Source organism: Variovorax sp. J22P240 (assembly GCF_030316855.1).
Lineage (GTDB): Bacteria > Pseudomonadota > Gammaproteobacteria > Burkholderiales > Burkholderiaceae_C > Variovorax.
In genome coordinates, this window is the sequence record NZ_JASZYR010000002.1 from 549,919 (window position 1) to 572,501 (window position 22,583).

A 22,583-nucleotide genomic window follows, 5' to 3' on the forward strand; every position below is an offset into this window, starting at 1 on the left:
AGACTTACAGCTGCCGGCTGCGCGCCAGCGGCGGATTCTGCGCAAAGTAGCGTTGAATCCCCCGCATCAATGCATCCGCCAGATCTTCCTGGTAGGCCGTGCTGCGCAGTTTGGCCTCTTCCTCGGGGTTGCTGATGAAGGCCGTCTCGACCAGCACGCTCGGGATGTCCGGCGCCTTGAGAACCGCGAAGCCGGCCTGTTCGACCTGCGCCTTGTGCAGGCGTGCGCCGATGCCGCGGATCTCGCCCAGCATCGCGCCGCCCAGCTTGAGGCTGTCGTTGATCTGCGCAGTGGTGCTCATGTCGAGCAGTGCGCGCTGCACCTGCGCTTCGTGATTGCCCACGTTCACGCCGCCGACCTTGTCGGCCTGGTTTTCCTTGTTCGCGAGCCAGCGCGCGGCACTGCTCGATGCGCCACCCTGGCTCAGCGCAAACACGCTGGCGCCTTTCGCCTCGGGGGTGGTGAAGGCGTCGGCGTGGATGCTCACGAACAGGTCGGCCTGCACGCGGCGCGCCTTCTGCACGCGCACGCCGAGCGGCACGAAGAAGTCTGCGTCGCGTGTGAGAAAGGCGCGCATCGGGTTGCCGTTGACGCTGCTCGCGTTGATGCGTTCGCGCAGCCGATGGGCGATCTGCAGGACGATGTCCTTCTCGCGCGTGCCGTTCGGGCCCATGGCGCCGGGGTCCTCGCCGCCGTGGCCCGGATCCAGCGCGACGATGATGATGCGGTCGGTCTGGCTCGCCGTGGCGACGCCGCGCCCGGAAGTGGCCGGTGGGGGAGGCGCGCTGACGGCCGGCGGCGGCATGGGAATCGGCAGTGGGCCGACGGGTGCCGACGGGCGATTGGCCTGCGTGACTGAAACCGGCGGTGCCGCACGGGTGGACTGCTGCGCCATCAGGTCGCCGAGCGGGTCGGCGGCCTCGGCGCCGGGTCGCGAGGGCGCAGGTGTGTCGCCGGAAGAGGAGGCGGCGCCGGCCACCGCGGTTTTCGGCGCGTCGCGCAGGCGCTCGGCGATCAGTGACTCCAGCGGATCGGCTGCCTGCTGCGGATAGAGGTCCAGCACTAGCCTGTCCTTGTAGGCCGCGACCGGCGCCAGCGAGAACACCTGCGGCGCTACCGCCTGCTTGAGGTCGAAGACGATGCGCACGACGCCCGGCGCGAACTGCCCGACACGCAGGCCGTTGATGTACGGGTCGTCAGGCTTGATCTTGCCGACCAGCTCGCGCAGCGCGGGATTGAGGTCGATGCCGTTGATGTCCACCGCCAGCCGCGGTGGACTGCCGACCACCAGCTGCTGCGAGTTCAGCCGGCCATCGGATTCGATGGTCACGCGTGTGTAGTCGGAGGCGGGCCAGACGCGGACCGCGACGATGGTCGCGCCCTGGGCGATCTCGTGGATGCCCAGCAGCAAGGCAATGCTGCCGCCTTGCAGCAGCGCACGTCGCTTCAGTCCGCTCGCCCTCATGCGGCGTCGGCAAGCAACCGGCTGCCGCGCTGCGTGTGCGCGCGAAGAGTCACTGTGCGGGTGTCGTCGGTCATTGCTTCGATTTTAATAGCGAGGTCCGCAAGCGGAATGCGCCCCGCGGCGTTTTCGGGCCATTCCGCCAACTTGACCCCTGGTCCGGCAAAGATGTCACGGAAGCCGGCATCCTCCCATTCGCGTGGATCGCTGAAGCGATAGAAGTCGAAATGGAAGATGGCGAGCCCGTCGGGCGCCTCGTGCGGCTCCACGACCGCGTAGGTCGGGCTCTTGATGCGGCCCGTGATGCCGAGTGCGCGCAGCAGGTGGCGCACGAAGGTCGTCTTGCCCGCGCCCAGGTCGCCTTGCAGCGAGATGAAGGCGTCGCGCAGCGCCGGCGACTGCGCGAGGGCGCATGCCAACGCGTCCGTGTCGTCTTCGGTGCGCCAGACCAAGGTGGCGCTGTGCGTTTCTACAATCGGCAGGTGATCGGCAGACATCAACTCGTGATTCGGATTCGGGCTTTGGCCCGGGAACTCGGATTCTCCCAAATCGGGGTCGCGGGTGTCGACCTCTCGAGTGCCGAGCCGGGGCTGATGCAGTGGCTGGCCGAGGGATTCCATGGTGACATGCATTACATGGCCGCCCACGGCACGCGGCGCGCGCGGCCGGCGGAACTGGTGCCCGGCACCGTGTCGGTGATCACGGCCCGCATGGACTACCTTCCACGGGCCACGCCCGACGATTGGCAGGCGATCGAGTTCTCACGCCTTCGGCGGCCGGACGAGGGCGTCGTGTCGCTCTACGCGCGTGGCCGGGACTATCACAAGGTCCTTCGCTCGCGCCTCTCCAAACTGGCGGATCGCATTGCCGGCGAGGTCGGACCCTTCGGTCACCGCGCCTTCACCGACTCCGCGCCCGTGCTGGAGGCCGAACTCGCGTCGCGCAGCGGCCAAGGCTGGCGCGGCAAACACACGCTGGTGCTGGACCGCGAAGCCGGCTCGATGTTCTTCCTCGGCGAGATCTACGTCGACATGGCGTTGCCGCCGAGCCAACCGGTCACGCCCCATTGCGGCAGTTGCAGTGCCTGCATCGACGTGTGCCCGACACAGGCCATCATCGCGCCGTACCGCCTTGACGCGCGACGCTGCATTTCGTACCTGACGATCGAACATGCGGGGGCGATCCCCGTCGAACTGCGGTCGCTGATGGCCAACCGCATCTATGGGTGCGACGACTGCCAGTTGATCTGTCCCTGGAACAAGTTCGCCAAGAAAAGCGCGCTGCCCGACTTCGATGCGCGCGACGGCCTTACCGGGCGTCAGTTGAGCGAACTCTTCGCCTGGAGCGAGGAAGACTTTCTGCGCTACACCGAGGGCAGTCCGATCCGGCGCATCGGTCACGAGCGATGGCTGCGCAACGTGGCCGTCGCGCTCGGCAATGCGCTGCGCGCCGGGGATGACAGCGCGCGCGCGGCCCTGGCCTCCCGCCGCGAGCACCCGAGCGCGCTGGTGCGCGAGCACGTCGAGTGGGCGCTGGCCTTCAGTGCCGGATGATGGCTGAGATCTGGGCCGTCCCCGAGTCCAGCGAGCGCATCGAGCTCAGGCGAAGCGAGGCGTATTTCAATGTGGGGTTGTTGATCAGCTTGCCGCTGAAGTGGCCGTTGAAGCGTGTGTCCTTGCAGCCGCTCACGGTGAGCTCGAGCGAGGCATTCGCGGGCGACACGTAGTCCATGCTCGACCCCATCAGGCTGCAGGTGGCTTCAGGGACACTGCCATTCACCCGGCCGTCGAAGTCGATCTGCAGCACGCCCGAATAGACCTCCGGTGGTCCTTGCGCGCCCGTGTCCTGCTGCACCACGTAGAACAGGAAGGGGCCGTTCCAGCCGCCCTGGTAGCGGGTGTATTCCTGCGCGTGCGCCACGCCCGCCAGCGATGATGCTGCGACAACGGCCAGGAGGTAGCGGCGCATCGGGAGATGGTAGCCGCGAAGGTGGCCCACTAGCGTGTCAGCGCGAGGGCAAAGGGCAGGCTCAGGACGCCCAGCAGCGTCGACAGCGTCACAAGCCCCGCCACATAGGCGCCGTTGTAACCCATGCGCGCCGCCAGCACGTAGGCGCTCGACGCGGTGGGCACGGCAGAAAAGGTCATCAGCACCGCCGCCTGGGCCGGGTCCAGCTTCAGCACGATCGCGAGCCCCCAGCCGATCAGCGGCAGCACCAGATGCCGTATGGCCAGGACCGATACCGCCAGCACCTTGCCTTGCGCGAGGGTCGCGAACTGCATGCCCGCGCCGGCCGCCATCAGCCCCAGCGCGAGCGATGCCGCGCCGATGCGGGTGAGCGTCGGTTCGAGCCAGGTGGGCACGCCGAGGCCCAGCACGTTGGCGATCAGGCCGGTCACGGTGGCGATGATCAGCGGGTTGCGCGCGAGCTGCCGCACGAAGCCGGTCTGCGCGTGCCGGGTCATCGGCCAGACGGCCGCGATGTTGAACATCGGCACGCACACCCCGATCAGCACCGCGATCATGAGCAGGCCCTCCGGCCCCGCCACGCGGTCGGCAAGGGCGAGGCAGATGAACGAATTGAAGCGAAAGGCGATCTGCGCGCTGGCCGCGTGGTCGCGACGATCGATGTGCGCGCCGATCGCCGGCAGAAAGGGCAGGGCGTAGGCCAGCGCGATGCCGCTGAGCCCGACGCCCACGCCCGCGGTCAGCAGGTTGGACGTAGCCCCGAAGTCGAGCGGGCTGCGCACGATCGAATGGAACAGGAGCACCGGAAAGAGAAAGTAGTAGACAAGGCTTTCGACCTGGTTCCACACGCGGCGGTCAAGTGCGGTATAGCGGCATAGGAGCCAGCCGCAGGCGATGAGGGAGAAGTCGGGGAAGAGCAACTGCGCATAGTTCACCGTTCGAGGATATCCGCCGCGCGGCATGGGTAATCCACGACGTAGACGGACGAGCGACCCGTTAGCATCCGGGCTTTCGTTTATTGGCCCAAGGAGGGCTATCCAAATGCAACGTCGTCAATGGAATGCGTTTGCCAGCGCAGCCGCGCTGTTCGCGCTCGCAGGGTCCAGCTGGGCGCAGGGTTACCCGAACAAGCCCATCGAACTTTCGGTGCCGTTCGCACCGGGCGGCACCACCGACATCGTGGCGCGCGTGATCGCCGAACCGCTGGGCAAGACGCTGGGCCAGCCCGTGGTGGTCATCAACAGGGCGGGCGGCGGTGGCATCGTCGGTGCGGCCGAAACGGCCCGGGCCACGCCGGACGGCTACAAGCTGGGCGTCGCGACAGTGTCGAGCACGGCAGCCAATCCGGCGATCAACCCGAAGACGCCGTACGACCCGATCAACGATTTCACGCCGATCGTCAACATCGCCGCCACGCCCAACATCATCGCGGTGCACCCGAGTTTCCCGGCCAAGAACTACGCCGAATTCATCGCCGAGCTGAAGAAAAACCCGGGCAAATATTCGTACGCGACCTCGGGCACGGGCGGCATCGGGCATCTGCTGATGGAGCTCTACAAGAGCCTCACCAACACGTTCGTCACCCACATTCCGTATCGCGGTGCAGGCCCCGCGCTGAACGACGTCGTGGCTGGACAGGTGCCGATCATGTTCGACAACATCCCGTCGGCGCTGCCCTTCATCCAGACCGGCAAGCTGGTGCCGATCGTGGTGTCGGCGCCCCAGCGCCTCGCCGCGCTGCCCAACGTGCCGACCTTCAAGGAAGTCGGCCTGGAACCGGTGAACCGCATGGCCTACTACGGCATCCTCGGCCCGAAGGGGCTGCCGAAGGAAGTGGTCGACAAGATCAACGCTGGCGTCAAGAAGTCCGTCGAGGACCCGGCCGTGCGCAAGCGCATCGAGGACACTGGCTCGCTCGTCGTGGCGAACACGCCCGAGCAGTTCGCGGCGCAGATCAAGGCCGAGTACGAGGTCTACAAGCAGGTCGTGGCCAAGCAGAAGCTCAAGCTCGACTGATCACGGCACTCCCGCTCGAAGCCGCCCCTCCCGGGCGGCTTTTTCTTTTTGTTATCTTGCATCGCATGACCGCGGCCACCGAAACGCCCACCGAAACGCCCGAAATCGACGACTTCATCGACGCCCTGTGGCTCGAGGACGGTCTGTCGAAGAACACGCTGGCCGCCTATCGCCGCGATCTCGAACTGTTCGCCCATTGGATGAAAGCCGAGCGGGGCAAGGTGCTCGACGCCGCCCAGGAGAACGACCTGCAGGCCTACATGGGCGTGCGTCTTTCCGACAAGGGCAAGGCGACCTCGGCAAACCGGCGGCTCACCGTTTTCAAGCGCTACTACCGATGGGCTCTGCGCGAACAGCGCATCGCCGCCGACCCGAGCCTGCGGCTGGCGCCGGCCCGGCAGATGCCGCGAGCGATCAAGACCCTGTCGGAGAAGCAGGTCGACGACCTGCTCGCCGCGCCGGATGTCGATACGCCGCTGGGCCTGCGCGACCGCGCCATGCTCGAGCTGATGTACGCGAGCGGGCTTCGCGTCAGCGAACTGGTCGAACTCAAGGTGTTCGAGATGAGCCTGAACGATGGCGTGCTGCGCGTGCTCGGCAAGGGGAGCAAGGAGCGCCTGGTGCCTTTCGGAGGCGAGGCTCGGCGCTGGATCGACCGCTACTTGCACGAGTCGCGTCCCGTGATCCTGGATGGTCAGCAGACCGCCGACCTCTTCGTCACGAATCGCGGCGCGGGGATGACGCGCGCGATGTTCTGGGTCATCGTGAAGAAGAACGCGCTGGCGGCCGGCATTCATGTGCCGCTGTCGCCGCACACGCTCCGCCATGCGTTCGCGACGCACCTGCTCAACCATGGCGCGGACTTGCGCGCGGTGCAACTGCTGCTGGGCCACGCGGACATTTCCACCACCACCATCTACACGCACGTCGCGCGCGAGCGGCTGAAGCAGCTGCATGCGCAGCACCATCCGCGCGGCTGACAAGAAAGGAGTTGCATCGATGTCTTTCAATTTTCCCGTGCACCGCATTGCGCTTGCGCTGGGTCTTGCACTGTCCGCCGGCGTCTCACAGGCGCAGGTCATACCGAAAACGATTCGCCTCGTCGTTGCCTATCCCGCGGGCGGCGTCAGTGACGTGATTGCCCGCGCACTGGCCGACAAACTCTCCGTGCAGCTCGGCAGCACGGTCGTGGTCGAGAACAAGGCGGGCGCGAGCGGGACGATCGGCATGGACGCCGTCGCCAAGGCCGCGCCCGACGGCGCGACGCTGGGCTTCTCCGCCATCAGTCCACTGGTGCTGAATCCCCATCTCGGCAAGTCGCCTTTCGATCCGCTGAAGGACATCGCTCCAGTGGTCAGCGTCATGTATTCGCCGGTGTTGCTGCTGGCAACGCCGGCGACCGGGACTCGCGATTTCCAGTCATTGCTCGACGATGCGAGGGCAAGGCCAGGTGCAGTGCGTTGGGCGACATCGGGCCAGGCCTCGCTGGGCCACGTGGTGCTCGAACAGCTTCGCGCGGCCGCCAAGGTGGATATCACGCACATCCCGTACAAGGGGGGAGGCCAGCAGCTCAACGACGCGATCGGCGGGCAGTTCGAGATTCTCTCGACCAATGCGGGGCCGACTGTCGCCGCGCAGATCACGGCCGGGAAGCTGCGTCCTCTGGCAGTCGGCGCGCCGAAGCGGCTCGACAACCTGCCGAAGGTGGCGACGCTGTCGGAGTTGGGCTATCCCGCGGCCAACGTTTCATCTCTCTTCGGCGTGTTCGCTCCGGCCGGGACGCCGTCGATCCTGATCGAGAAGTACAACGTCGAGATCAACAAGGCCCTGGCCAGCCCCGATCTGCGCGCGAAGTTGCAGTCGACCGACAACGTGCCCACCGGCGGTCGCGCCGAAGAATTCGCGAACGAGATCGCGAGCGAATACGAGAGCAACGGCCGCATCGTGCGAGCCGCAGGCATCAAGGCCGAGTAGGATGAAACTCGCCCCCAGGCTCCGCGCACTTCGTGTCGCTGCGCCAACCCCCTGCCGGGGGCAATGCCAGAGGCCCGGCCAAGCCGGTTCCGCGGCATTCCTGGCCCTCGGCTAAGCGGATTCATGCGTCGCGGAAGGCGCATTGCGCCATGGGCCACTGGCATGGCCGCACAGGAGATCGATATGACCGAACCCGGCACCTTCCAGCGCAACCTTTATCTCGAAGACCTGAAGGCCGGCGATCGCTTCGTCAGCGAATTGCACGCGCTCGATGAGGCACAGATCATCGAGTTCGCGCAGCGCTTCGATCCGCAGCCTTTCCATCTGGATCCGGAAGCCGCCAAGAACACTTTTTTCCAGGGTCTGGCGGCGAGCGGCTGGCATACGGCGGCGATCACGATGCGGCTGCTCGTGACCAGTGGCATGCCGCTGGCCGATGGCGTGATCGGCTCGGGCGGCGAGATCCACTGGCCCAAGCCGACCCGGCCGGGCGACGTGCTGCGCGTCGAGAGCGAAGTGGTGGAGGTGATCCCGTCGCGCTCGAAGCCGGGGCGCGGGATGGTCGTGATGCGTTGCGAGACGAAGAACCAGCACGGTGATGTGCTGCAGCGTTTCTCGCCGAAGATGGTGGTGTCGCGGCGTCAGTTTTCCCCGCGGGAATGAGCCGTCAAGGCCTGCAACTCTTCGTTCGTGAAGCCGGCCCGCGCACGGGCCTCCAGATTGAATGGAGCCTTCAGGCGCGGCGCCTCGTGCCGCCGGTACAGCACGCGGTAGTGTGCGATCGGGTCGAGGCCCTGGCGCTCGCACAGCCAGCGGTACCAGCGGTTGCCGATAGCCACATGTCCGACTTCGTCGCGCAGGATGATGTCGAGGATCGCGCAAGCGGCCAGCGCGTCCGGCGTGTTCACGCGGCGCAGCTTGGCCTGGATCAGCGGCGTCGCGTCCAGACCGCGCGCTTCGAGGGTGCGAGGCACCAAGGCCATGCGGGCGACCACGTCGTCCTTGGTCTTCTCGCACATGTTCCACAGGCCGTCATGGCCGGTGAAATCGCCGTAGCTCCAGCCCATGCCACGAAGATGGTCGTGCAGCAGCATGAAGTGCTGGGCCTCCTCGTCGGCCACGCGCAGCCAGTCGCGGTAGTAGGCCTCGGGCATGCCGTCGAAGCGCCAGGCCGCGTCCAGGGCGAGGTTGATCGCATTGAACTCGATATGGCAGATCGAATGGATCAGCGCGGCGCGGCCTTCCGTCGTGAACGGCGAGCGCTTCTCGACTTCGGTGGCGGAGACGCGCAGCGGACGCTCGGGGCGGCCAGGGACGCCGGCTTCGTCGCCTTCCGTGCGGATGGGCTCCGTGGGCATCGGGTGCAGGATGGATTGCGCGACCGTGGCGTGCGTCGCGGCCACCTTGAGGTCGGTATCGGTGAGGCGCAGTGCGGCCAGGGCGCCAAGGCGGGGGTGCATCCCTACAATTCTAGTTTTCGACCTCTGGAGACATCGCGATGGCCCTTTACGAACTCGACGGCGTGGCACCCCAACTCGGCGAAGGCGCATGGGTCGCCGATAGCGCTCAGGTCATGGGCAACGTGGTGCTCGCCGAGAACGCGAGCGTCTGGTTCGGCGCGGTGCTGCGGGGCGACAACGAGGCGATGCGCCTCGGGCGCAACAGCAACGTGCAGGATCTGTCGATGCTCCATTCCGACCCCGGCTGCCCGCTGACCATCGGCGACAACGTGACGATCGGCCATCAGGTCATGCTGCACGGCTGCACGATCGGTGACAACTCGCTCATCGGCATCCAGGCGGTGATCTTGAATAACGCGAAGATCGGCCGCAATTCCATCGTTGGCGCCGGCAGCGTCGTGACCGAGGGCAAGGAGTTTCCTGACAACTCGCTCATCATCGGATCGCCGGCGAAGGTGGTGCGCACGCTCGACGATGCCGCCGCCGCGAAGCTGCGGCATGGCGCCGAGCACTATGTGGAAAACGGCCGTCGCTTCGCGAAAGGCCTCAAGAAAATCGCCTGAAAGGGCGGGAGAGAGAGTCTCAATTGAGCGAGTTGCACAAGTTCCTGTTCGACGGCCTGCCTGTGCGCGGCATGATCGTGCGACTGACCGATGCCTGGCAGGAAATCCTGGCGCGCCGTGCGTCCAATACAGGCACCGGCGCCTATCCGGCCCCGGTGGCAGAGTTGCTGGGCGAGATGACGGCCGCGGCCACGCTGATGCAGGCCAACATCAAGTTCAACGGCGCGCTCATCCTTCAGATCTTTGGCGACGGCCCGGTCAAGATCGCGGTCGCCGAAGTGAAGCCCGATCTGAGCCTGCGCGCCACCGCCAAGGTGGTGGGTGAGCTCGCCGCCGATGCGCGTCTGCCCGACATGGTCAACGTCAAGAACAAGGGCCGCTGCGCGATCACGCTCGACCCCAAGGACAAGCTCCCGGGCCAGCAGCCGTACCAGGGCGTGGTGCCGCTGTTCGGCGACCGCGGCGAAAAGCTCGACAAGCTCAGCGACGTGTTGCAGCACTACATGCTGCAAAGCGAGCAGCTCGATACGACGCTGGTCCTTGCGGCCGACGACAAGGTGGCTGCAGGCCTCCTGATCCAGCGCCTGCCGGTCAAGGGTGAAGCCAACCTCGAAGGCACATCCCGCAGCGATCATGACCAGTCCAACGAGGACGAGATCGGCCGCAACGAGGACTACAACCGCATTTCCATTCTTGCCTCGAGCCTGACGCGCGACGAACTCCTGACACTGGATGTGGACACCATCCTGCGTCGTCTTTTCTGGGAAGAGAAACTGCTGCGCTTCGAGCCGCAGGCCGGCTTGCTTGGACCGCATTTCGCATGCACCTGCGGGCGCACGCGGGTCGCGAACATGATCCGTGGGCTTGGCGTGGAAGAAGCGGAGAGCATCCTTGCCGAGCGTGGCGACATCGAGGTCGGTTGCGACTTCTGCGGCAAGCAGTACCGCTTCGATGCGGTCGATGCCGCGCAGATATTTACCGCGCCGGGGGATCAGATGCCGGGTACGGCGGTGGTGCAGTAGGGCGGTTCAACCTTCATGGCTGGGGCGCGGAGCGTCTCGTCCCGGCCTCGAAGGCGCTGAACCGGATGTCCGGTGCGCTGGTGTTGTGGCGCGAAGGCACTGTGCGGCCGAAGCGGACCTGTGCCGCCTCGAGCGTGGAGACCGAAGGCAGCTCCCGCGTCTGCAGAGCAGAAGTGGGCGTCGCCCGCCAGCTCACCGCGCTCATGTCCGCGTTGTCGGCGGTCACGTACATCGAGCGCAGCATCGCGAAGGGCTGGTCGCCCCGCGTCGGCGGCTTCAGGGACACATTGAGCGCAGTGCGTTTCTCGCTGATCTCCGCGACCTTCACGTCGACACGGCCGCCGCCGACGAAGCGAACGCGAAAGGCGAGTGGCCTCATACTGACGTCGATCGATGCGATGTTGACCACCGGCCGGCCGTCCGTCCCGACCCGCCCCATCAAGAAGGACGAGCCGTAGACGCCGTCGCCGAAGCGCGCTGGCGGGAGCGGTTTGAGGCGCCAGTAGCCGTCGGCCGGATACATCACCAGCGCTTCGAGCGGCTTGGCACCGGGCTTCTTCGCATAGACCTGCAGCAGATGGATGTCATCCTCCACTCGCTTGCCGACACGCACCGGCACCCGGTGCGGCCGCCAGAAGCTGGGCAGCGTGATGCCGACGATCATCCAATCCTTGCCGTCGTGGAATACGACGCGGCGCGGCTTGAAGGGGTAGCTCGGGTCCGTGGGATGCGCGCCGCCGTCGAAGTTGCAGTTGGAAAAGTCGGGCGCGGTGATGTCGGCCTTGATGTCGGCCAGGTAGATTGGTTGCAGCGCTTCGACCCGGAAGCGGGCAATATTCCGGCCGCTGAGGGTCATGGACACGTTGTCCTCCTCGGCGCAAGCGGTGGGGCGCGTCTGGTTCTCGACGGTCACGGTGGCCGGTGCGGCTCGTGCCGACGCGCATACGAAGCATGTCACGGCCAGGAAAGCCGCTATCTGGACTTTGAGTTTGAGTAGCGATGGACTTGCCATGGGGTCTTGTGGTGTCTTCTGCACTAAGGGCGCCGGGCCACCAAGTCGCTGAACAGCCTGTGCTCGCACGCGGGATCGGAACATTTGTCGCATGGCCAGAACCAGGGCCGCTGGTCGCCGCCGATGCGGCCCCTGCTCGACGCATTTCCCGCGGCTTCCGCGCTCGCGTTGATGGCGTTCCATGCATTGGCGAGTCGCTCCGAGCCACGTCCATGGATCACGGAGTAGGGCGTTCCCGAGCGGGCGAAGGCTGCGCGCAACGATGCGTCCACCCGGTCGCGTTGCTCCTCCTCGATGCTGCTCGGCAGGTCGAGCGCCATGAGCAGCGTGATCGCATAGCCGCGGTGTGCCGTCAGTGCATTCGCATACAGCGCGTCGTCGTTGAAGAGGATGTCGTTGTGAACCGCTGGCGTCAGGGCCGTCGTGTCGGCCACGACCACCCCCTGTTCGGCCGCGGATGCGATGAGTCGGGTCTGTTCGCGGGCGATAGCCGCCAGTTCGACGGCGTTCGGACTGCGCCGCTCGCGCACTCGCCATTCGTGCGAGACGTCCGCCACCAGGGTGGCCACGATGCCGCGCTGCAAGATCCGCGCTGCGAGCGCGTTCGCGAGTTTGGTCTTTCCGGTGCCGTGGGCGCCGAGCAGCGCGATGACGCAGCCAGCGGGGAGATCGGGCGTCATGGGGCCGCCGAGATCGAAGTCATTCAGCGCGTGATCTGCACGAAGACTTCGTTGGGCTTGACCATGCCGAGCTCCTGCCGGGCACGTTCCTCGACCATCTCCAGACCCTCTTTGAGGTCGTTGACCTCGTTGGCGAGACGTTCGTTGTTCAAGGCGGCGCGGGAATTGGCTTCCTTCTGGTCCGCCAGCTTCTCCTGCAGCTGTGCGACCTCGCGCACGCTGCCGCGCCCGGTCCAGAGCTGCCACTGAAGGATCAGCAGCAGGAGGACCAGGATGATCGGGACGATGCGTGATCGCATGGCGCCTGATCCGGGGAGATCAGCGCAGGTTGTAGAAAGCGGCGCGACCCGGGTACGACGCGACGTCGCCGAGGTCTTCCTCGATGCGCAGGAGTTGGTTGTACTTGGCGATGCGGTCCGAGCGCGACAGCGAGCCGGTCTTGATCTGGCCGGCGTTGGTGCCCACGGCGATGTCGGCGATGGTGCTGTCCTCGGTCTCGCCCGAACGGTGGCTGATCACGGCGGTGTATCCCGCGCGCTTGGCCATCTCGATGGCGGCGAAAGTCTCGGTCAGTGTGCCGATCTGGTTGATCTTGATCAGGATCGAATTGGCGATGCCCTTGTCGATGCCTTCCTGCAGGATCTTCGTGTTGGTCACGAACAGGTCGTCGCCGACCAGCTGCACTCGCTTGCCGAGGCGCTCGGTCAGGTGCTTCCAGCCGTCCCAGTCGCCTTCGTGCATGCCATCCTCGATGCTGATGATCGGGTACTTGTCGACCCAGGTCGCGAGCATGTCGGTCCAGCTTTCGGCGGTGAGGCTGAGGTTCTCGCCGGAAAGCACGTACTTGCCGTCCTTGTAGAACTCGCTCGCGGCGCAGTCCAGGCCCAGGGCGATCTGTTCGCCGGCGGTGTAGCCGGCCTTGTCGATGGCTTCGAGGATCAACTGGATCGCGGCTTCGTGGCTCTCGACGCTCGGTGCGAAGCCGCCTTCGTCGCCCACGGCGGTGCTGATGCCGCGGTCGCCCAGGATCTTCTTGAGCGCGTGAAACACTTCGGCGCCATAGCGCACGGCCTCGCGGAAGCTCTTCGCGCCCACGGGGATGATCATGAATTCCTGCAGGTCCAGGCTGTTGTTGGCGTGTGCGCCGCCATTGATGACATTCATCATCGGCACCGGCAGCTGCATGCCGCCCATGCCGCCGAAGTAGCGGTACAGCGGCAGGCCCGATTCCTCGGCAGCAGCGCGAGCCACGGCCATCGACACGGCCAGGGTAGCGTTGGCGCCCAGGCGTGCCTTGTTGTCCGTGCCGTCGAGGTCGAGCAGCGTGCGGTCGAGGAACGCCTGCTCGCTGGCGTCGAGACCCAGCACGGCCTCGGAGATCTCGGTGTTGATGTTCTCGACGGCCTTGAGGACGCCCTTGCCGAGATAGCGGCTCTTGTCGCCGTCGCGCAGTTCGATCGCTTCGCGCGAGCCGGTCGATGCGCCCGAGGGAACGGCCGCGCGGCCCATGGTGCCCGATTCGAGCAGCACGTCGCACTCGACGGTGGGGTTGCCGCGGCTGTCGAGGATTTCACGCCCGACGATGTCAACGATTGCACTCATTGTTCTCTTGCTCCGAAAAAAACCTGGTAATCACTCAATATCCAAATCATGCCACTCCCCATTCGCGAGATACCGCAGAACCGGCTCCGCCGGGCTGTTGGTTGGGGGGGAGCCTGCTAGACACCTTCGACCACGATCATGCGCATGATCGCTGCGCCCTGGCGCGAAGCGCGGGCCTTGCCGTATTCGGGGGAGTCGTTGAATTTCTTCGCGGCCTCGACGGTCGGGAACTTGAGGATCACGAGACGCTGGGGATTCCAGTCGCCTTCGAGCACTTCGACCTTGCCGCCGCGCACGCAGACTTCGGCGCCGTGCGCCTTCATGGCCTCGGTGGACCACTTCTTGTATTCCTCATACTGCGTCGGATTCGTGACTTCGACGTTGGCGATGATGTAGGCACTGGTCATTGCTGAAAAATGTCCTCTAGGAATGCGTTTTTCTTGGTGACGCTGTCGAGCGCGAGCAGCGTCTCGAGCAGCGCCTTCATGTGCTTGAGCGGCACGGCGTTGGGGCCGTCGCTGAGCGCCTTGGCCGGGTCAGGGTGGGTTTCCATGAACAGGCCGGCCACACCCACCGCGACGGCGGCACGCGACAGCACGGGCACCATCTCGCGCTGGCCGCCGGAACTCGTCCCCCGGCCGCCGGGCAGCTGCACCGAGTGCGTGGCGTCGAAGACCACCGGCGCGCCCGTCTCGCGCATGATCGCCAGCGAGCGCATGTCAGAGACGAGGTTGTTGTAGCCGAAGCTCGCGCCGCGTTCACAGGCCATGAAGCTGTCTTCCGGCAGACCCTTTTCCTTGGCCGCCGCACGCGCCTTGTCGATCACGTTCTTCATGTCGTGCGGCGCGAGGAACTGGCCCTTCTTGATGTTGACCGGCTTGCCCGACTGCGCCACCGCGCGGATGAAATCGGTCTGCCGGCAGAGGAAAGCCGGCGTTTGCAGCACGTCGACCACCTGGGCGGCTGCCGTGATGTCGTCCTCGGTGTGCACATCGGTAAGCACCGGCAGGCCCAACTCGCGCTTGACCTTGGCAAGGATGTCCAGGCCCTTGTCACGGCCGGGGCCGCGAAAGCTGGTGCCCGACGAGCGGTTGGCCTTGTCGAAGCTGCTCTTGAAGATGAAGGGGATGCCGAGCGAGGAGGTGATTTCCTTCAGCGTGCCGGCCGTGTCCATCTGCAACTGCTCGGACTCGACCACGCAAGGACCCGCGATCAGGAAGAAGGGCTTGTCCAGCCCGATATCGAATCCGCACAACTTCATGCCACCACCTTCAAAGCCTTCTTGTCCGTGTCCGCATTCTGATGCTCGAGCGCCGCCTTGATGAACGCGTTGAACAACGGATGGCCGCTCCAGGGCGTCGACTTGAATTCAGGGTGGAACTGCACACCCATGAACCACGGGTGTACGTTCTGCGGCAGTTCGACGATTTCCGTCAGGTGCTCGCGCTGGGTGAGCGCCGAAATCACCAGGCCCGCGCGGCGCAGTTCGTCGAGGTAGTTGACGTTGGCCTCGTAGCGATGGCGGTGCCGTTCGGTCACGACGTCGCCGTAGATGCTGTGGGCCAGGGTGCCTGGCGCCACGTCCGAGCTTTGCGCACCGAGGCGCATCGTGCCGCCGAGGTCGGACTTCTCGTCGCGGACCTTGACCGTGCCATCGCTGTCCTTCCACTCGGTGATCAGCGCGATCACGGGGCAGGGCGTCTGTGGGTCGAACTCGGTGCTGTTGGCATTCTTCAGGCCGGCCACATTGCGGGCGTACTCGATGGTTGCGACTTGCATGCCGAGGCAGATTCCGAGGTACGGCACCTTCGTTTCGCGGGCGAAACGTGCCGCCGAGATCTTGCCTTCGACGCCGCGCTGGCCGAAGCCGCCCGGAACGAGGATCGCGTCGTACTTGCCCAGCCGGGCGACGTCTTCGCGCGTGATGGTTTCGGAGTCGATGTACTCGATCTTCACGCGGGCGTGGTTCTTCATGCCGGCGTGCCGCAGTGCCTCGTTCAGCGACTTGTAGCTGTCGGACAGGTCGACGTACTTGCCGACCATCGCGATGCTCACTTCCTTCTGCGGATGTTCGACCTCGTAGACCAGGTCGTCCCAGCGAGTGAGCTTGGCCGGCGGCGTGTTGATGCGCAGCTTGTCGCAGATCAGGCCGTCGAGGCCCTGTTCGTGCAGCATGCGCGGCACCTTGTAGATGGTGTCGACGTCCCACATCGAGATCACGCCCCACTCGGGCACGTTGGAGAAGAGCGAGATCTTGGCGCGCTCGTCGTCGGGGATGGGCCGGTCGGCGCGGCACAGCAGGGCGTCGGCCTGGATGCCGATCTCGCGCAGCTTCTGCGCCGTGTGCTGTGTCGGCTTGGTCTTGAGTTCTCCGGCCGCGGCGATCCACGGCACGTAGCTCAGATGCACGAAGGCCGAATTGTTGGGGCCCATGCGCAAGCTCATCTGGCGCACGGCTTCGAGGAAGGGCAGCGACTCGATGTCGCCGACCGTGCCGCCGATCTCGACGATCGCCACGTCGACTTCGTGCGACGTGCCGATGCCGGCGCCGCGCTTGACGTATTCCTGGATCTCGTTGGTGATGTGCGGGATCACCTGCACCGTCTTGCCGAGGTAGTCGCCACGGCGCTCCTTCTCGAGCACGGACTTGTATATCTGGCCGGTCGTGAAGTTGTTGGCGCGCCGCATGCGCGTCGTGATGAAGCGCTCGTAGTGGCCGAGATCGAGGTCGGTTTCGGCGCCGTCGTCGGTGACGAAGACTTCGCCGTGCTGGAACGGTGACATCGTGCCGGGGTCGACGTTGATGTACGGGTCCAGCTTGATGAGGGTGACTTTGAGGCCGCGCGACTCGAGGATCGCGGCGAGCGAGGCGGAGGCGATTCCCTTGCCCAGGGAAGACACCACACCACCGGTGACGAAGACGAATTTGGTCATGCCAGTTCCGAACGTGCAGGTCCGGGAAGTGGGAAATAGGGATTATAGGTGGGGGCACTTGCCCCTTTACACTGCCGGCCATGCAAGAACTTGGCGGCAAACACATTGTTTTGGGGCTCACGGGGGGCATCGCCTGCTACAAGTCGGCGGAGTTCTGCCGGCTGTTGGTCAAGGCCGGCGCTACCGTACAGGTCGTGATGACCGAGGCGGCCATGCAGTTCATCACGCCGGTGACGATGCAGGCGCTGTCCGGGCGTCCGGTCTACACCTCGCAATGGGACGTGCGCGAGGTCAACAACATGCCCCACATCAACCTGAGCCGTGAAGCCGATGCGATCGTGCTTGCGCCTGCCAGCGCCGATTTCATCGCGCGGCTCGTGCAGGGGCGCTCCGACGAACTCCTGAGCCTGATGTGCCTGGCCCGGCCGGTGGACCGGGTGCCCTTGCTCATCGCGCCGGCCATGAACCGCGAGATGTGGAGCCATCCAGCGACGCAGCGCAACCTGCGGCAGGTCGATGCCGATGGCGCCCGGGTACTGGGCGTGGGCAATGGCTGGCAGGCCTGCGGCGAGACGGGCGACGGCCGCATGCTCGAAGCCGATCAACTGCTGGACGAAGTCATTGCCCAGTTCCAGCCCAAGGTGCTGGCGGGCCAGCACGTGGTCGTGACGGCGGGGCCGACCTTCGAGGCGCTCGATCCGATCCGCGGCATCACCAACCACTCGTCCGGCAAGATGGGCTTTGCCGTTGCACGCGCCGCACGCGATGCCGGCGCCGAAGTCACGCTGGTGGCCGGACCCGTGCACCTGCCGACGCCGCGAGGCGTGCGCCGCGTCGACGTGCTGTCGGCGCAGCAGATGCTCGAAGCGACGCTGCATTCGGTTCAGAGCGCCTCGATCTTCATCGCGACGGCTGCCGTTGCCGACTGGCGCCCGGCCGCGCACAGCGAGCAGAAGATCAAGAAGGACGGCACCGGCAAGCCGCCGGCGCTGCAGTTCGTCGAAAACGAGGACATCCTGCTGACCGTCGCCCAGGGCCCGCGTGCCAAGGGCGGTCAGTTGTTCTGCGTGGGCTTCGCAGCCGAAAGCGAAAACCTCGCGGAACATGCCAAGGCCAAGCGCGAGCGCAAGGGCATTCCGCTCCTGGTCGGCAACATCGGGCCTCTGACCTTCGGGCAGGACCACAACAGCCTGTTGCTGGTCGATGCCAAGGGCGTGCGGGAGCTGCCGCGCGCCCCCAAGCTCACGCTGGCGCGCGAGCTGGTCGCGGAGATCGCGGCCCGTTTGCCGGCCGGGCTCCACCCATGAATCAACAGCCATCGCAATACCAAAGGCGCAATCAGTGAAAGTCGACGTTCGAATCCTCGATCCCCGCATGCAGGACCAACTGCCGGCCTATGCAACCCCCGGCAGTGCCGGACTGGACCTGAGGGCCTGTCTCGATGCGCCCATCACGCTGGAACCGAATGCATGGCAACTGGTGGGAACGGGCATCGCGATCCATCTGGCCGATCCCGGCTTTGCGGCCATGATCCTGCCGCGCTCGGGGCTGGGCCATAAGCACGGCATCGTTCTCGGCAACCTGGTCGGCCTGATCGACAGCGACTACCAGGGCGAGCTCAAGGTCAGCGCGTGGAACCGCAGCGACACGCCTTTCGTGCTGCAGCCAATGGAGCGGCTGGCCCAACTGGTGATCGTTCCGGTCGTTCAGGCGCAATTCAATGTCGTGGCCGAGTTCCCGCCCAGCGAGCGCGGCGAGGGCGGCTACGGTTCGACCGGCAAGCACTGAAAGGCCTTGGTGAAGGCGCCGCTGTAGGCCCGGTCCTTCATCGGCGCACAAGGCGTGCCCACGCGTAAAGAATGGAACCACAGACGCGGTTGCGCGTCGAAGGTTTCAACATGTGTTCAAGGTCATCGCGCGCGCCTGCGCTGCGTTGATCCACATGCAGGGCGCGCATGGGCCGTGCCGTTTCGAGGAACTACATCATGAAAATCTCCATTCGTTCGCTTTCCGTCACCGCTTCGCTTCTGGCCCTCGCCACGTTGACCGCCTGCGTGGCGCCAGCACCGGTCTATCAGACGACCCACTATCCATACCAGCCGGTGCAGCCGGTCGCGCAGGGGCCCTACGTCGAATACGGTCGCGTGGCCAACATCGAGGTCATCCGCAGCCAGACCGCGGGCACCCCCACGACGGGCGGCGGTGCAATCGCCGGCGGCTTGCTCGGCGGTGTGCTGGGCAACCAGATCGGCAGCGGCAACGGCCGCACGGCGGCCACCGCGCTGGGCGTAGTCGGCGGTGCCTTGCTGGGCAACAGCGTCGAGGCCAATCGCAGCGGCCCGCGCGCCTATGAAAGCTTCCGCGTCTCCATCCAGACGGACAACGGCGGCTATCGCGCATTCGACGTGCCGACCCCCGGCGACCTGCGCATTGGCGATCGCGTCCGCATAGACAACGGACAGATCTCGCGCTTCTGATCGCGACGCAGCAACGGTGAAAAAGCCGGGCAATGCCCGGCTTTTTCATGCGAGCTTGGAGGGATTCAGTGCAGCAGGTCGTTGCCGGGCGCCGTGGGCGGCACCTTGAAAAAGCCCGTGCCTGCCGTGCCGCGCCCGATCTCTTCTTCAGTCGCCTCGCGCACCGACTTCACGGTCATGTCCAGCCGGATCGCGATGCCAGCCAGCGGGTGGTTGCCGTCCAGCACCAGATGATCCGGATAGATTTCACTCACCGTGTAGAGCACATCCTTGGGCATATCCGGGTTCACGCCTTGCGGCAACGCGGCGCCGTCGAAAGTCATGCCTTCCTCCGTGCCTTCGGGGAAGAGGGTGCGGGGCTCGAGAAAGAGCAACTGGTCGTTGAAGTCGCCGAAAGCCTGCTCGGGTTCGAGTTGAAGTTGCACCCGGGCGCCGGGGCCATGGCCCATGAGGGCGGCCTCGATGGCCTCGAAGAGATCGTCGCCGCCGACCAGAAATTCCACGGGATCGTCGAGCACGTCCAGGACTTCGCCCAGCGTGTCTTTCAGCGTCCAGGTCAGGCCGACCACGCATTGTTCAGAGATTTCCATTGCAGAATTCTCCCATGGAGATTGATCAACCCTTGACCTTGCTCGGTGGACTGAGCGCGCAACAGTTCATGCGCCGCCACTGGCAAAAGAAGCCACTGCTGGTTCGCCAGGCCGTGCCCGCGATGGTGCCACCGATTGCGCGACCAGAACTGTTCGACTTGGCGGCGCGTGAAGAGGTCGAATCTCGCCTCATCCGGCATGGCAAGTCGGGCTGGACGCTCAAGCACGGCCCGTTCGCGCGCCGAGCGCTGCCGTCTCTCAAGCAACCCGGCTGGACGCTGCTGGTTCAGGGTGTCGACCTGCATCACCAAGGCGTGCACGAATTGTTGCAGCAGTTCCGATTTGTTCCCGATGCCCGGCTCGACGACGTGATGATCAGCTACGCCAGCGACGCCGGTGGCGTCGGCGCGCATTTCGACAGTTACGACGTGTTCCTGCTGCAGGCGCAGGGGCGACGACGCTGGTCGATCGGCAAGCAGCGCGATCTGCGCCTCCAGCCCCATGTCCCGCTCAAGATCCTCGCGCAGTTCGAGCCCGAGCAAAGCTTTGTGCTCGAAGCCGGGGACATGCTCTATCTGCCGCCGCGCTACGCGCACGATGGAGTGGCAGAGGGCGATGACTGCATGACCTATTCGATCGGCCTTCGCTCCCCGGCCGCTGCGCCGCTCGGCGCGGACCTGCTCGCACGTATCGCAGAGGCCCAGGCCGAAGCCGTGGAGGACGCGGCAGCACAAGCCGCCGTGCACTATCGCGATCCGGCGCAGCCCGCGCTCGACACACCGGCGGCGATGCCGTCTGCCTTGCAGGCCTTTGCCCGCGAGGCCGTACTGTCCGCCATGCGCGACGGCGACATCATCGACCGTGCGCTCGGCGAATCGATGACCGAGCCCAAGCCGACGGTCTGGTTCGACCAGGGTGAAGCGCCATCCCAACTGAACGCCGTCGCCCTTGACCGCCGCACGCGCATGCTCTACGACGAGCGCCATCTCTACATCAACGGCGAGAGCTTTCGTGCCTCTGGTCGCGATGCCAAGCTCATGCGACGTCTCGCGGATCAGCGAGGGCTCGGGCCACGCGATCTTGCGCGCGCGAGCGATGACGCGCTGGCGCTCCTGAGCGATTGGTGTGAAGCGGGGTGGGTACATGCCGAATGACTTTCCCGCTGCCGCATTGCCCGACGGCCCATTCGATGGACGCCATGCGTTTCGCGCGCATCTGCAGACGGCGCTTTCGGCCGCTGCGCGGCAGAACTGGCGAGAAATCGTCCTGAGCGACCCTGAATTCGACGACTGGCCGTTGGGCGAACGTGCCATCGTCGATGCGCTTCAGGCCTGGTCGGCGGCGGGGCGCCGCTTCGTGTTGCTGGCGCAGCGATTCGGTGTCTTCGAGCGCGAACATGCACGCTTTGTTCACTGGCGGCGCATGTGGAGCCACATTGTCGAATGCCGCGCCTGCGACGGACCCGGCCTGCCGGAGGTGCCGAGCGCGATCTGGACACCGTCATGGTTCCTGCATCGCATCGACGTCGATCATGGTCGCGGAGTCTGTGGAAGCGAGCCCGAGGGCCGGCGCGCGTTGCGGGAGCGCCTCGATGAATGCCTGCGGCATGCGCGGCCGGCCTTTCCGGCATCGACCCTGGGCTTGTAAGCCAATGCCGCGAATCGCACCGCAATACATATTCTGCGGAGGGTGCAGGTCTAGAATTTTTTCTTTGAGACCTTCATCCAAAGGAGCCCTGTAATGAAGAAGTCTGTATTGATTGCTTCGCTGATTGCCGCTGCCGCGCTGACCGCATGCGGCAAGAAGGAAGAGCCGCCGGCCGTGGTCGCACCCGCGCCCGTCGTAGTCACCCCGCCTGCGGCGCCAGCACCCGCGCCGGCAGCGCCTGCTTCCGCAACGCCTTCCCCGGGCGCACAGTCTGCACTCGACGCGGCCAATGCCGCGACCGAAGCGGCCAAGAAGCAGGCAGAGACACCTCCGGCCAAGCCTTGAGCTTCGGGTACCACCAATACGGGCCGCCTTCAGGCGGCCTTTTTCATGCGCTCAGAGGTCGAGCCATGGCGAGCCGTCTGCGGCAGTGGCGGTGAGCATTTCGTCCTGATTTGAACCCAGCGCTTCGGCCATCACGCGGCGCACGATCTCTGGCCGGTTGTTCTGCTCGCTCAAATGCGCGCCCAGCACGTGGCGCAAGCCGGAGTGCAGCACCGCCTTCGCGATCGCCGCAGCCGCCGCGTTGGAGAGATGGCCGTAGTTGCCGCCCACGCGCTGCTTGAGAAAAGGAGGGTACGCCGAACCCGCGAGCATGTCGCCGTCGTGATTGAACTCGAGCAGCAGGGCATCGAGCCCCATCAGGCGGCCCAGCACATGCGGCGTGGCGTGCCCGAGATCGGTCAGAACCCCGAGGCTGCGATCGCCGTCGGTGCAGCGCAATTGCAGCGGCTCGCGCGCATCGTGAGGGACCGTGAACGGTTGAAGCAGGAGATCGCCGACCTGGATGTCGAGACCGTCTCGTGCGAGATGCACGCGTCCCTCGAAATCGCGCCCGCCAGTTGCCAGCCACGTACCTTCGCTCATCCACACCGGAATGCGCGCGCGTCGCGAAAGTGCGTGCGCACAACCGATGTGATCGCCGTGCTCGTGCGTGATGAAGATGGCGTCGATGTCCGAGGCCACGAGGCCCGCCCGGGCGAGGCGGGCGTCGAGGTGACGCAGTGTGAAGCCGCAGTCGATCAGCAGCCTCGAAGTCCGCCCGCCGCTGGTCGCTTCGACCAGCGTGGCGTTGCCGGTGCTGCCGCTGCCCAGACTGCGGAAGCGCAGCACCGG

27 protein-coding genes are annotated in these 22,583 nt (G+C 65.7%); 13 read left to right on the forward strand and 14 right to left on the reverse strand.

Annotation, left to right across the window (positions count from 1 at the left end; genetic code table 11):
* Positions 1-4: 4 nt before the first annotated feature.
* Both QTI24_RS09535 and tsaE read right to left on the reverse strand, forming a co-directional pair.
* Positions 5-1,465 (reverse strand): N-acetylmuramoyl-L-alanine amidase, encoded by a 1,461-nt coding sequence (locus tag QTI24_RS09535; RefSeq protein WP_286599957.1) that lies wholly within the window; start codon positions 1,463-1,465, stop codon positions 5-7.
* Entirely contained in the window at positions 1,462-1,959 is a 498-nt protein-coding gene (gene tsaE / locus QTI24_RS09540) for a tRNA (adenosine(37)-N6)-threonylcarbamoyltransferase complex ATPase subunit type 1 TsaE (protein ID WP_286599958.1), read from the reverse strand. Before tsaE ends, QTI24_RS09535 begins: the two co-directional genes overlap by 4 nt.
* Between tsaE and queG the strand changes: the two genes are divergently transcribed.
* Positions 1,945-3,015 (forward strand): tRNA epoxyqueuosine(34) reductase QueG, encoded by a 1,071-nt coding sequence (gene queG / locus QTI24_RS09545; protein ID WP_286599959.1) that lies wholly within the window; start codon positions 1,945-1,947, stop codon positions 3,013-3,015. The genes tsaE and queG overlap by 15 nt on opposite strands.
* On the opposite strand, the gene QTI24_RS09550 is transcribed toward queG, so the two are convergent.
* Together QTI24_RS09550 and QTI24_RS09555 are read right to left on the reverse strand one after the other, a co-directional pair.
* Positions 3,002-3,430 (reverse strand): hypothetical protein, encoded by a 429-nt coding sequence (locus QTI24_RS09550; RefSeq protein ID WP_286599960.1) that lies wholly within the window; start codon positions 3,428-3,430, stop codon positions 3,002-3,004. The genes queG and QTI24_RS09550 overlap by 14 nt on opposite strands.
* A 29-nt stretch (positions 3,431-3,459) precedes the next feature.
* Positions 3,460-4,392, reverse strand: a complete 933-nt coding sequence (locus QTI24_RS09555) for an AEC family transporter (RefSeq protein ID WP_286599961.1) — start codon at positions 4,390-4,392, stop codon at positions 3,460-3,462.
* A gap of 79 nt (positions 4,393-4,471) precedes the next feature.
* On the opposite strand from QTI24_RS09555, the gene QTI24_RS09560 reads away from it, so the two are divergent.
* From QTI24_RS09560 to QTI24_RS09575, 4 genes are all read left to right on the forward strand, one after another.
* On the forward strand, positions 4,472-5,446 hold the full coding sequence (locus tag QTI24_RS09560; RefSeq protein ID WP_286599962.1) for a tripartite tricarboxylate transporter substrate binding protein BugE: 975 nt from the start codon (positions 4,472-4,474) through the stop codon (positions 5,444-5,446).
* Positions 5,447-5,511: 65 nt separating this feature from the next.
* Complete coding sequence (gene xerD / locus QTI24_RS09565) at positions 5,512-6,426, forward strand: site-specific tyrosine recombinase XerD (protein WP_286599963.1); 915 nt, start codon at positions 5,512-5,514, stop codon at positions 6,424-6,426.
* 19 nt (positions 6,427-6,445) lie between these two features.
* Complete coding sequence (locus QTI24_RS09570) at positions 6,446-7,420, forward strand: Bug family tripartite tricarboxylate transporter substrate binding protein (RefSeq protein WP_286599964.1); 975 nt, start codon at positions 6,446-6,448, stop codon at positions 7,418-7,420.
* A 183-nt stretch (positions 7,421-7,603) separates the two neighbouring features.
* The gene (locus tag QTI24_RS09575) at positions 7,604-8,083 is read left to right on the forward strand and encodes a MaoC family dehydratase (RefSeq protein WP_286599966.1); all 480 of its coding nucleotides are present in this window, start codon (positions 7,604-7,606) and stop codon (positions 8,081-8,083) included.
* Here QTI24_RS09575 and QTI24_RS09580 read toward each other — a convergent pair.
* The gene (locus QTI24_RS09580) at positions 8,062-8,880 is read right to left on the reverse strand and encodes a ferritin-like domain-containing protein (RefSeq protein ID WP_286599967.1); all 819 of its coding nucleotides are present in this window, start codon (positions 8,878-8,880) and stop codon (positions 8,062-8,064) included. The genes QTI24_RS09575 and QTI24_RS09580 overlap by 22 nt on opposite strands.
* A gap of 38 nt (positions 8,881-8,918) precedes the next feature.
* Here QTI24_RS09580 and QTI24_RS09585 point away from each other — a divergent pair, with 38 nt between their 5' ends.
* Together QTI24_RS09585 and hslO are read left to right on the forward strand one after the other, a co-directional pair.
* A complete protein-coding gene (locus QTI24_RS09585) occupies positions 8,919-9,443 on the forward strand; it encodes a gamma carbonic anhydrase family protein (protein ID WP_286599968.1) in 525 nt (174 codons plus the stop codon).
* A gap of 23 nt (positions 9,444-9,466) precedes the next feature.
* Positions 9,467-10,465 (forward strand): Hsp33 family molecular chaperone HslO, encoded by a 999-nt coding sequence (hslO, locus tag QTI24_RS09590; RefSeq protein WP_286599969.1) that lies wholly within the window; start codon positions 9,467-9,469, stop codon positions 10,463-10,465.
* A 13-nt stretch (positions 10,466-10,478) separates the two neighbouring features.
* Here hslO and QTI24_RS09595 read toward each other — a convergent pair whose 3' ends face one another.
* The 7 genes from QTI24_RS09595 to pyrG form a co-directional block, all read right to left on the reverse strand.
* Positions 10,479-11,321 carry a hypothetical protein gene (locus tag QTI24_RS09595; RefSeq protein ID WP_286600087.1) on the reverse strand — a complete coding sequence of 281 codons (843 nt, stop codon included), beginning with the start codon at positions 11,319-11,321 and terminating at the stop codon, positions 10,479-10,481.
* Between the two features lie 179 nt (positions 11,322-11,500).
* Complete coding sequence (locus QTI24_RS09600) at positions 11,501-12,157, reverse strand: AAA family ATPase (RefSeq protein ID WP_286599970.1); 657 nt, start codon at positions 12,155-12,157, stop codon at positions 11,501-11,503.
* 23 nt (positions 12,158-12,180) lie between these two features.
* Positions 12,181-12,456, reverse strand: a complete 276-nt coding sequence (gene ftsB / locus QTI24_RS09605; protein WP_286599972.1) for a cell division protein FtsB — start codon at positions 12,454-12,456, stop codon at positions 12,181-12,183.
* A gap of 19 nt (positions 12,457-12,475) precedes the next feature.
* On the reverse strand, positions 12,476-13,759 hold the full coding sequence (gene eno / locus QTI24_RS09610; RefSeq protein ID WP_286599974.1) for a phosphopyruvate hydratase: 1,284 nt from the start codon (positions 13,757-13,759) through the stop codon (positions 12,476-12,478).
* Positions 13,760-13,875: 116 nt separating this feature from the next.
* Positions 13,876-14,166, reverse strand: a complete 291-nt coding sequence (locus QTI24_RS09615; protein WP_286599976.1) for a DUF1330 domain-containing protein — start codon at positions 14,164-14,166, stop codon at positions 13,876-13,878.
* Complete coding sequence (gene kdsA / locus QTI24_RS09620; protein WP_286599978.1) at positions 14,163-15,020, reverse strand: 3-deoxy-8-phosphooctulonate synthase; 858 nt, start codon at positions 15,018-15,020, stop codon at positions 14,163-14,165. The genes QTI24_RS09615 and kdsA overlap by 4 nt, the downstream gene beginning before the upstream one ends.
* Entirely contained in the window at positions 15,017-16,693 is a 1,677-nt protein-coding gene (gene pyrG, locus QTI24_RS09625; RefSeq protein ID WP_286599979.1) for a CTP synthase, read from the reverse strand. Before pyrG ends, kdsA begins: the two co-directional genes overlap by 4 nt.
* A gap of 80 nt (positions 16,694-16,773) precedes the next feature.
* Between pyrG and coaBC the strand changes: the two genes are divergently transcribed.
* From coaBC to QTI24_RS09640, 3 genes are all read left to right on the forward strand, one after another.
* Entirely contained in the window at positions 16,774-18,000 is a 1,227-nt protein-coding gene (gene coaBC, locus QTI24_RS09630) for a bifunctional phosphopantothenoylcysteine decarboxylase/phosphopantothenate--cysteine ligase CoaBC (RefSeq protein WP_286599981.1), read from the forward strand.
* 34 nt (positions 18,001-18,034) lie between these two features.
* Positions 18,035-18,481 (forward strand): dUTP diphosphatase, encoded by a 447-nt coding sequence (dut, locus tag QTI24_RS09635; protein WP_286599982.1) that lies wholly within the window; start codon positions 18,035-18,037, stop codon positions 18,479-18,481.
* Positions 18,482-18,678: 197 nt separating this feature from the next.
* Entirely contained in the window at positions 18,679-19,170 is a 492-nt protein-coding gene (locus QTI24_RS09640; RefSeq protein WP_286599984.1) for an outer membrane lipoprotein, read from the forward strand.
* Between the two features lie 65 nt (positions 19,171-19,235).
* Here QTI24_RS09640 and QTI24_RS09645 read toward each other — a convergent pair whose 3' ends face one another.
* The gene (locus QTI24_RS09645) at positions 19,236-19,760 is read right to left on the reverse strand and encodes an FKBP-type peptidyl-prolyl cis-trans isomerase (RefSeq protein WP_286599985.1); all 525 of its coding nucleotides are present in this window, start codon (positions 19,758-19,760) and stop codon (positions 19,236-19,238) included.
* Between the two features lie 14 nt (positions 19,761-19,774).
* Between QTI24_RS09645 and QTI24_RS09650 the strand changes: the two genes are divergently transcribed.
* From QTI24_RS09650 to QTI24_RS09660, 3 genes are all read left to right on the forward strand, one after another.
* Positions 19,775-20,914, forward strand: a complete 1,140-nt coding sequence (locus QTI24_RS09650; protein ID WP_286599986.1) for a cupin domain-containing protein — start codon at positions 19,775-19,777, stop codon at positions 20,912-20,914.
* Positions 20,904-21,407, forward strand: coding sequence for a thioredoxin domain-containing protein (locus QTI24_RS09655; protein WP_286599988.1), 504 nt, complete (start codon positions 20,904-20,906; stop codon positions 21,405-21,407). The genes QTI24_RS09650 and QTI24_RS09655 overlap by 11 nt, the downstream gene beginning before the upstream one ends.
* A 93-nt stretch (positions 21,408-21,500) precedes the next feature.
* Positions 21,501-21,752, forward strand: coding sequence for a hypothetical protein (locus tag QTI24_RS09660; protein WP_286599990.1), 252 nt, complete (start codon positions 21,501-21,503; stop codon positions 21,750-21,752).
* A gap of 51 nt (positions 21,753-21,803) precedes the next feature.
* Here the strand turns inward: QTI24_RS09660 and QTI24_RS09665 are convergent, their stop codons facing one another.
* Entirely contained in the window at positions 21,804-22,580 is a 777-nt protein-coding gene (locus tag QTI24_RS09665) for an MBL fold metallo-hydrolase (protein ID WP_286599991.1), read from the reverse strand.
* Positions 22,581-22,583 lie beyond the last annotated feature (3 nt).

Bases quoted from the DNA above. Each gene is read 5' to 3' on its own strand.
- QTI24_RS09550 (WP_286599960.1), bottom strand. From the start codon at position 3,430: ATGCGCCGCTACCTCCTGGCCGTTGTCGCAGCATCATCGCTGGCGGGC.
- QTI24_RS09645 (WP_286599985.1), bottom strand. From the start codon at position 19,760: ATGGAAATCTCTGAACAATGCGTGGTCGGCCTGACCTGGACGCTGAAA.
- QTI24_RS09555 (WP_286599961.1), bottom strand. From the start codon at position 4,392: ATGCCGCGCGGCGGATATCCTCGAACGGTGAACTATGCGCAGTTGCTC.
- QTI24_RS09580 (WP_286599967.1), bottom strand. From the start codon at position 8,880: ATGCACCCCCGCCTTGGCGCCCTGGCCGCACTGCGCCTCACCGATACC.
- kdsA (WP_286599978.1), bottom strand. From the start codon at position 15,020: ATGAAGTTGTGCGGATTCGATATCGGGCTGGACAAGCCCTTCTTCCTG.
- eno (WP_286599974.1), bottom strand. From the start codon at position 13,759: ATGAGTGCAATCGTTGACATCGTCGGGCGTGAAATCCTCGACAGCCGC.
- QTI24_RS09600 (WP_286599970.1), bottom strand. From the start codon at position 12,157: ATGACGCCCGATCTCCCCGCTGGCTGCGTCATCGCGCTGCTCGGCGCC.
- QTI24_RS09655 (WP_286599988.1), top strand. From the start codon at position 20,904: ATGCCGAATGACTTTCCCGCTGCCGCATTGCCCGACGGCCCATTCGAT.
- QTI24_RS09660 (WP_286599990.1), top strand. From the start codon at position 21,501: ATGAAGAAGTCTGTATTGATTGCTTCGCTGATTGCCGCTGCCGCGCTG.
- pyrG (WP_286599979.1), bottom strand. From the start codon at position 16,693: ATGACCAAATTCGTCTTCGTCACCGGTGGTGTGGTGTCTTCCCTGGGC.
- ftsB (WP_286599972.1), bottom strand. From the start codon at position 12,456: ATGCGATCACGCATCGTCCCGATCATCCTGGTCCTCCTGCTGCTGATC.
- QTI24_RS09650 (WP_286599986.1), top strand. From the start codon at position 19,775: ATGGAGATTGATCAACCCTTGACCTTGCTCGGTGGACTGAGCGCGCAA.
- QTI24_RS09570 (WP_286599964.1), top strand. From the start codon at position 6,446: ATGTCTTTCAATTTTCCCGTGCACCGCATTGCGCTTGCGCTGGGTCTT.
- tsaE (WP_286599958.1), bottom strand. From the start codon at position 1,959: ATGTCTGCCGATCACCTGCCGATTGTAGAAACGCACAGCGCCACCTTG.
- QTI24_RS09560 (WP_286599962.1), top strand. From the start codon at position 4,472: ATGCAACGTCGTCAATGGAATGCGTTTGCCAGCGCAGCCGCGCTGTTC.
- xerD (WP_286599963.1), top strand. From the start codon at position 5,512: ATGACCGCGGCCACCGAAACGCCCACCGAAACGCCCGAAATCGACGAC.
- QTI24_RS09585 (WP_286599968.1), top strand. From the start codon at position 8,919: ATGGCCCTTTACGAACTCGACGGCGTGGCACCCCAACTCGGCGAAGGC.
- QTI24_RS09535 (WP_286599957.1), bottom strand. From the start codon at position 1,465: ATGAGGGCGAGCGGACTGAAGCGACGTGCGCTGCTGCAAGGCGGCAGC.
- coaBC (WP_286599981.1), top strand. From the start codon at position 16,774: ATGCAAGAACTTGGCGGCAAACACATTGTTTTGGGGCTCACGGGGGGC.
- QTI24_RS09640 (WP_286599984.1), top strand. From the start codon at position 18,679: ATGAAAATCTCCATTCGTTCGCTTTCCGTCACCGCTTCGCTTCTGGCC.
- QTI24_RS09615 (WP_286599976.1), bottom strand. From the start codon at position 14,166: ATGACCAGTGCCTACATCATCGCCAACGTCGAAGTCACGAATCCGACG.
- QTI24_RS09575 (WP_286599966.1), top strand. From the start codon at position 7,604: ATGACCGAACCCGGCACCTTCCAGCGCAACCTTTATCTCGAAGACCTG.
- QTI24_RS09595 (WP_286600087.1), bottom strand. From the start codon at position 11,321: ATGACCCTCAGCGGCCGGAATATTGCCCGCTTCCGGGTCGAAGCGCTG.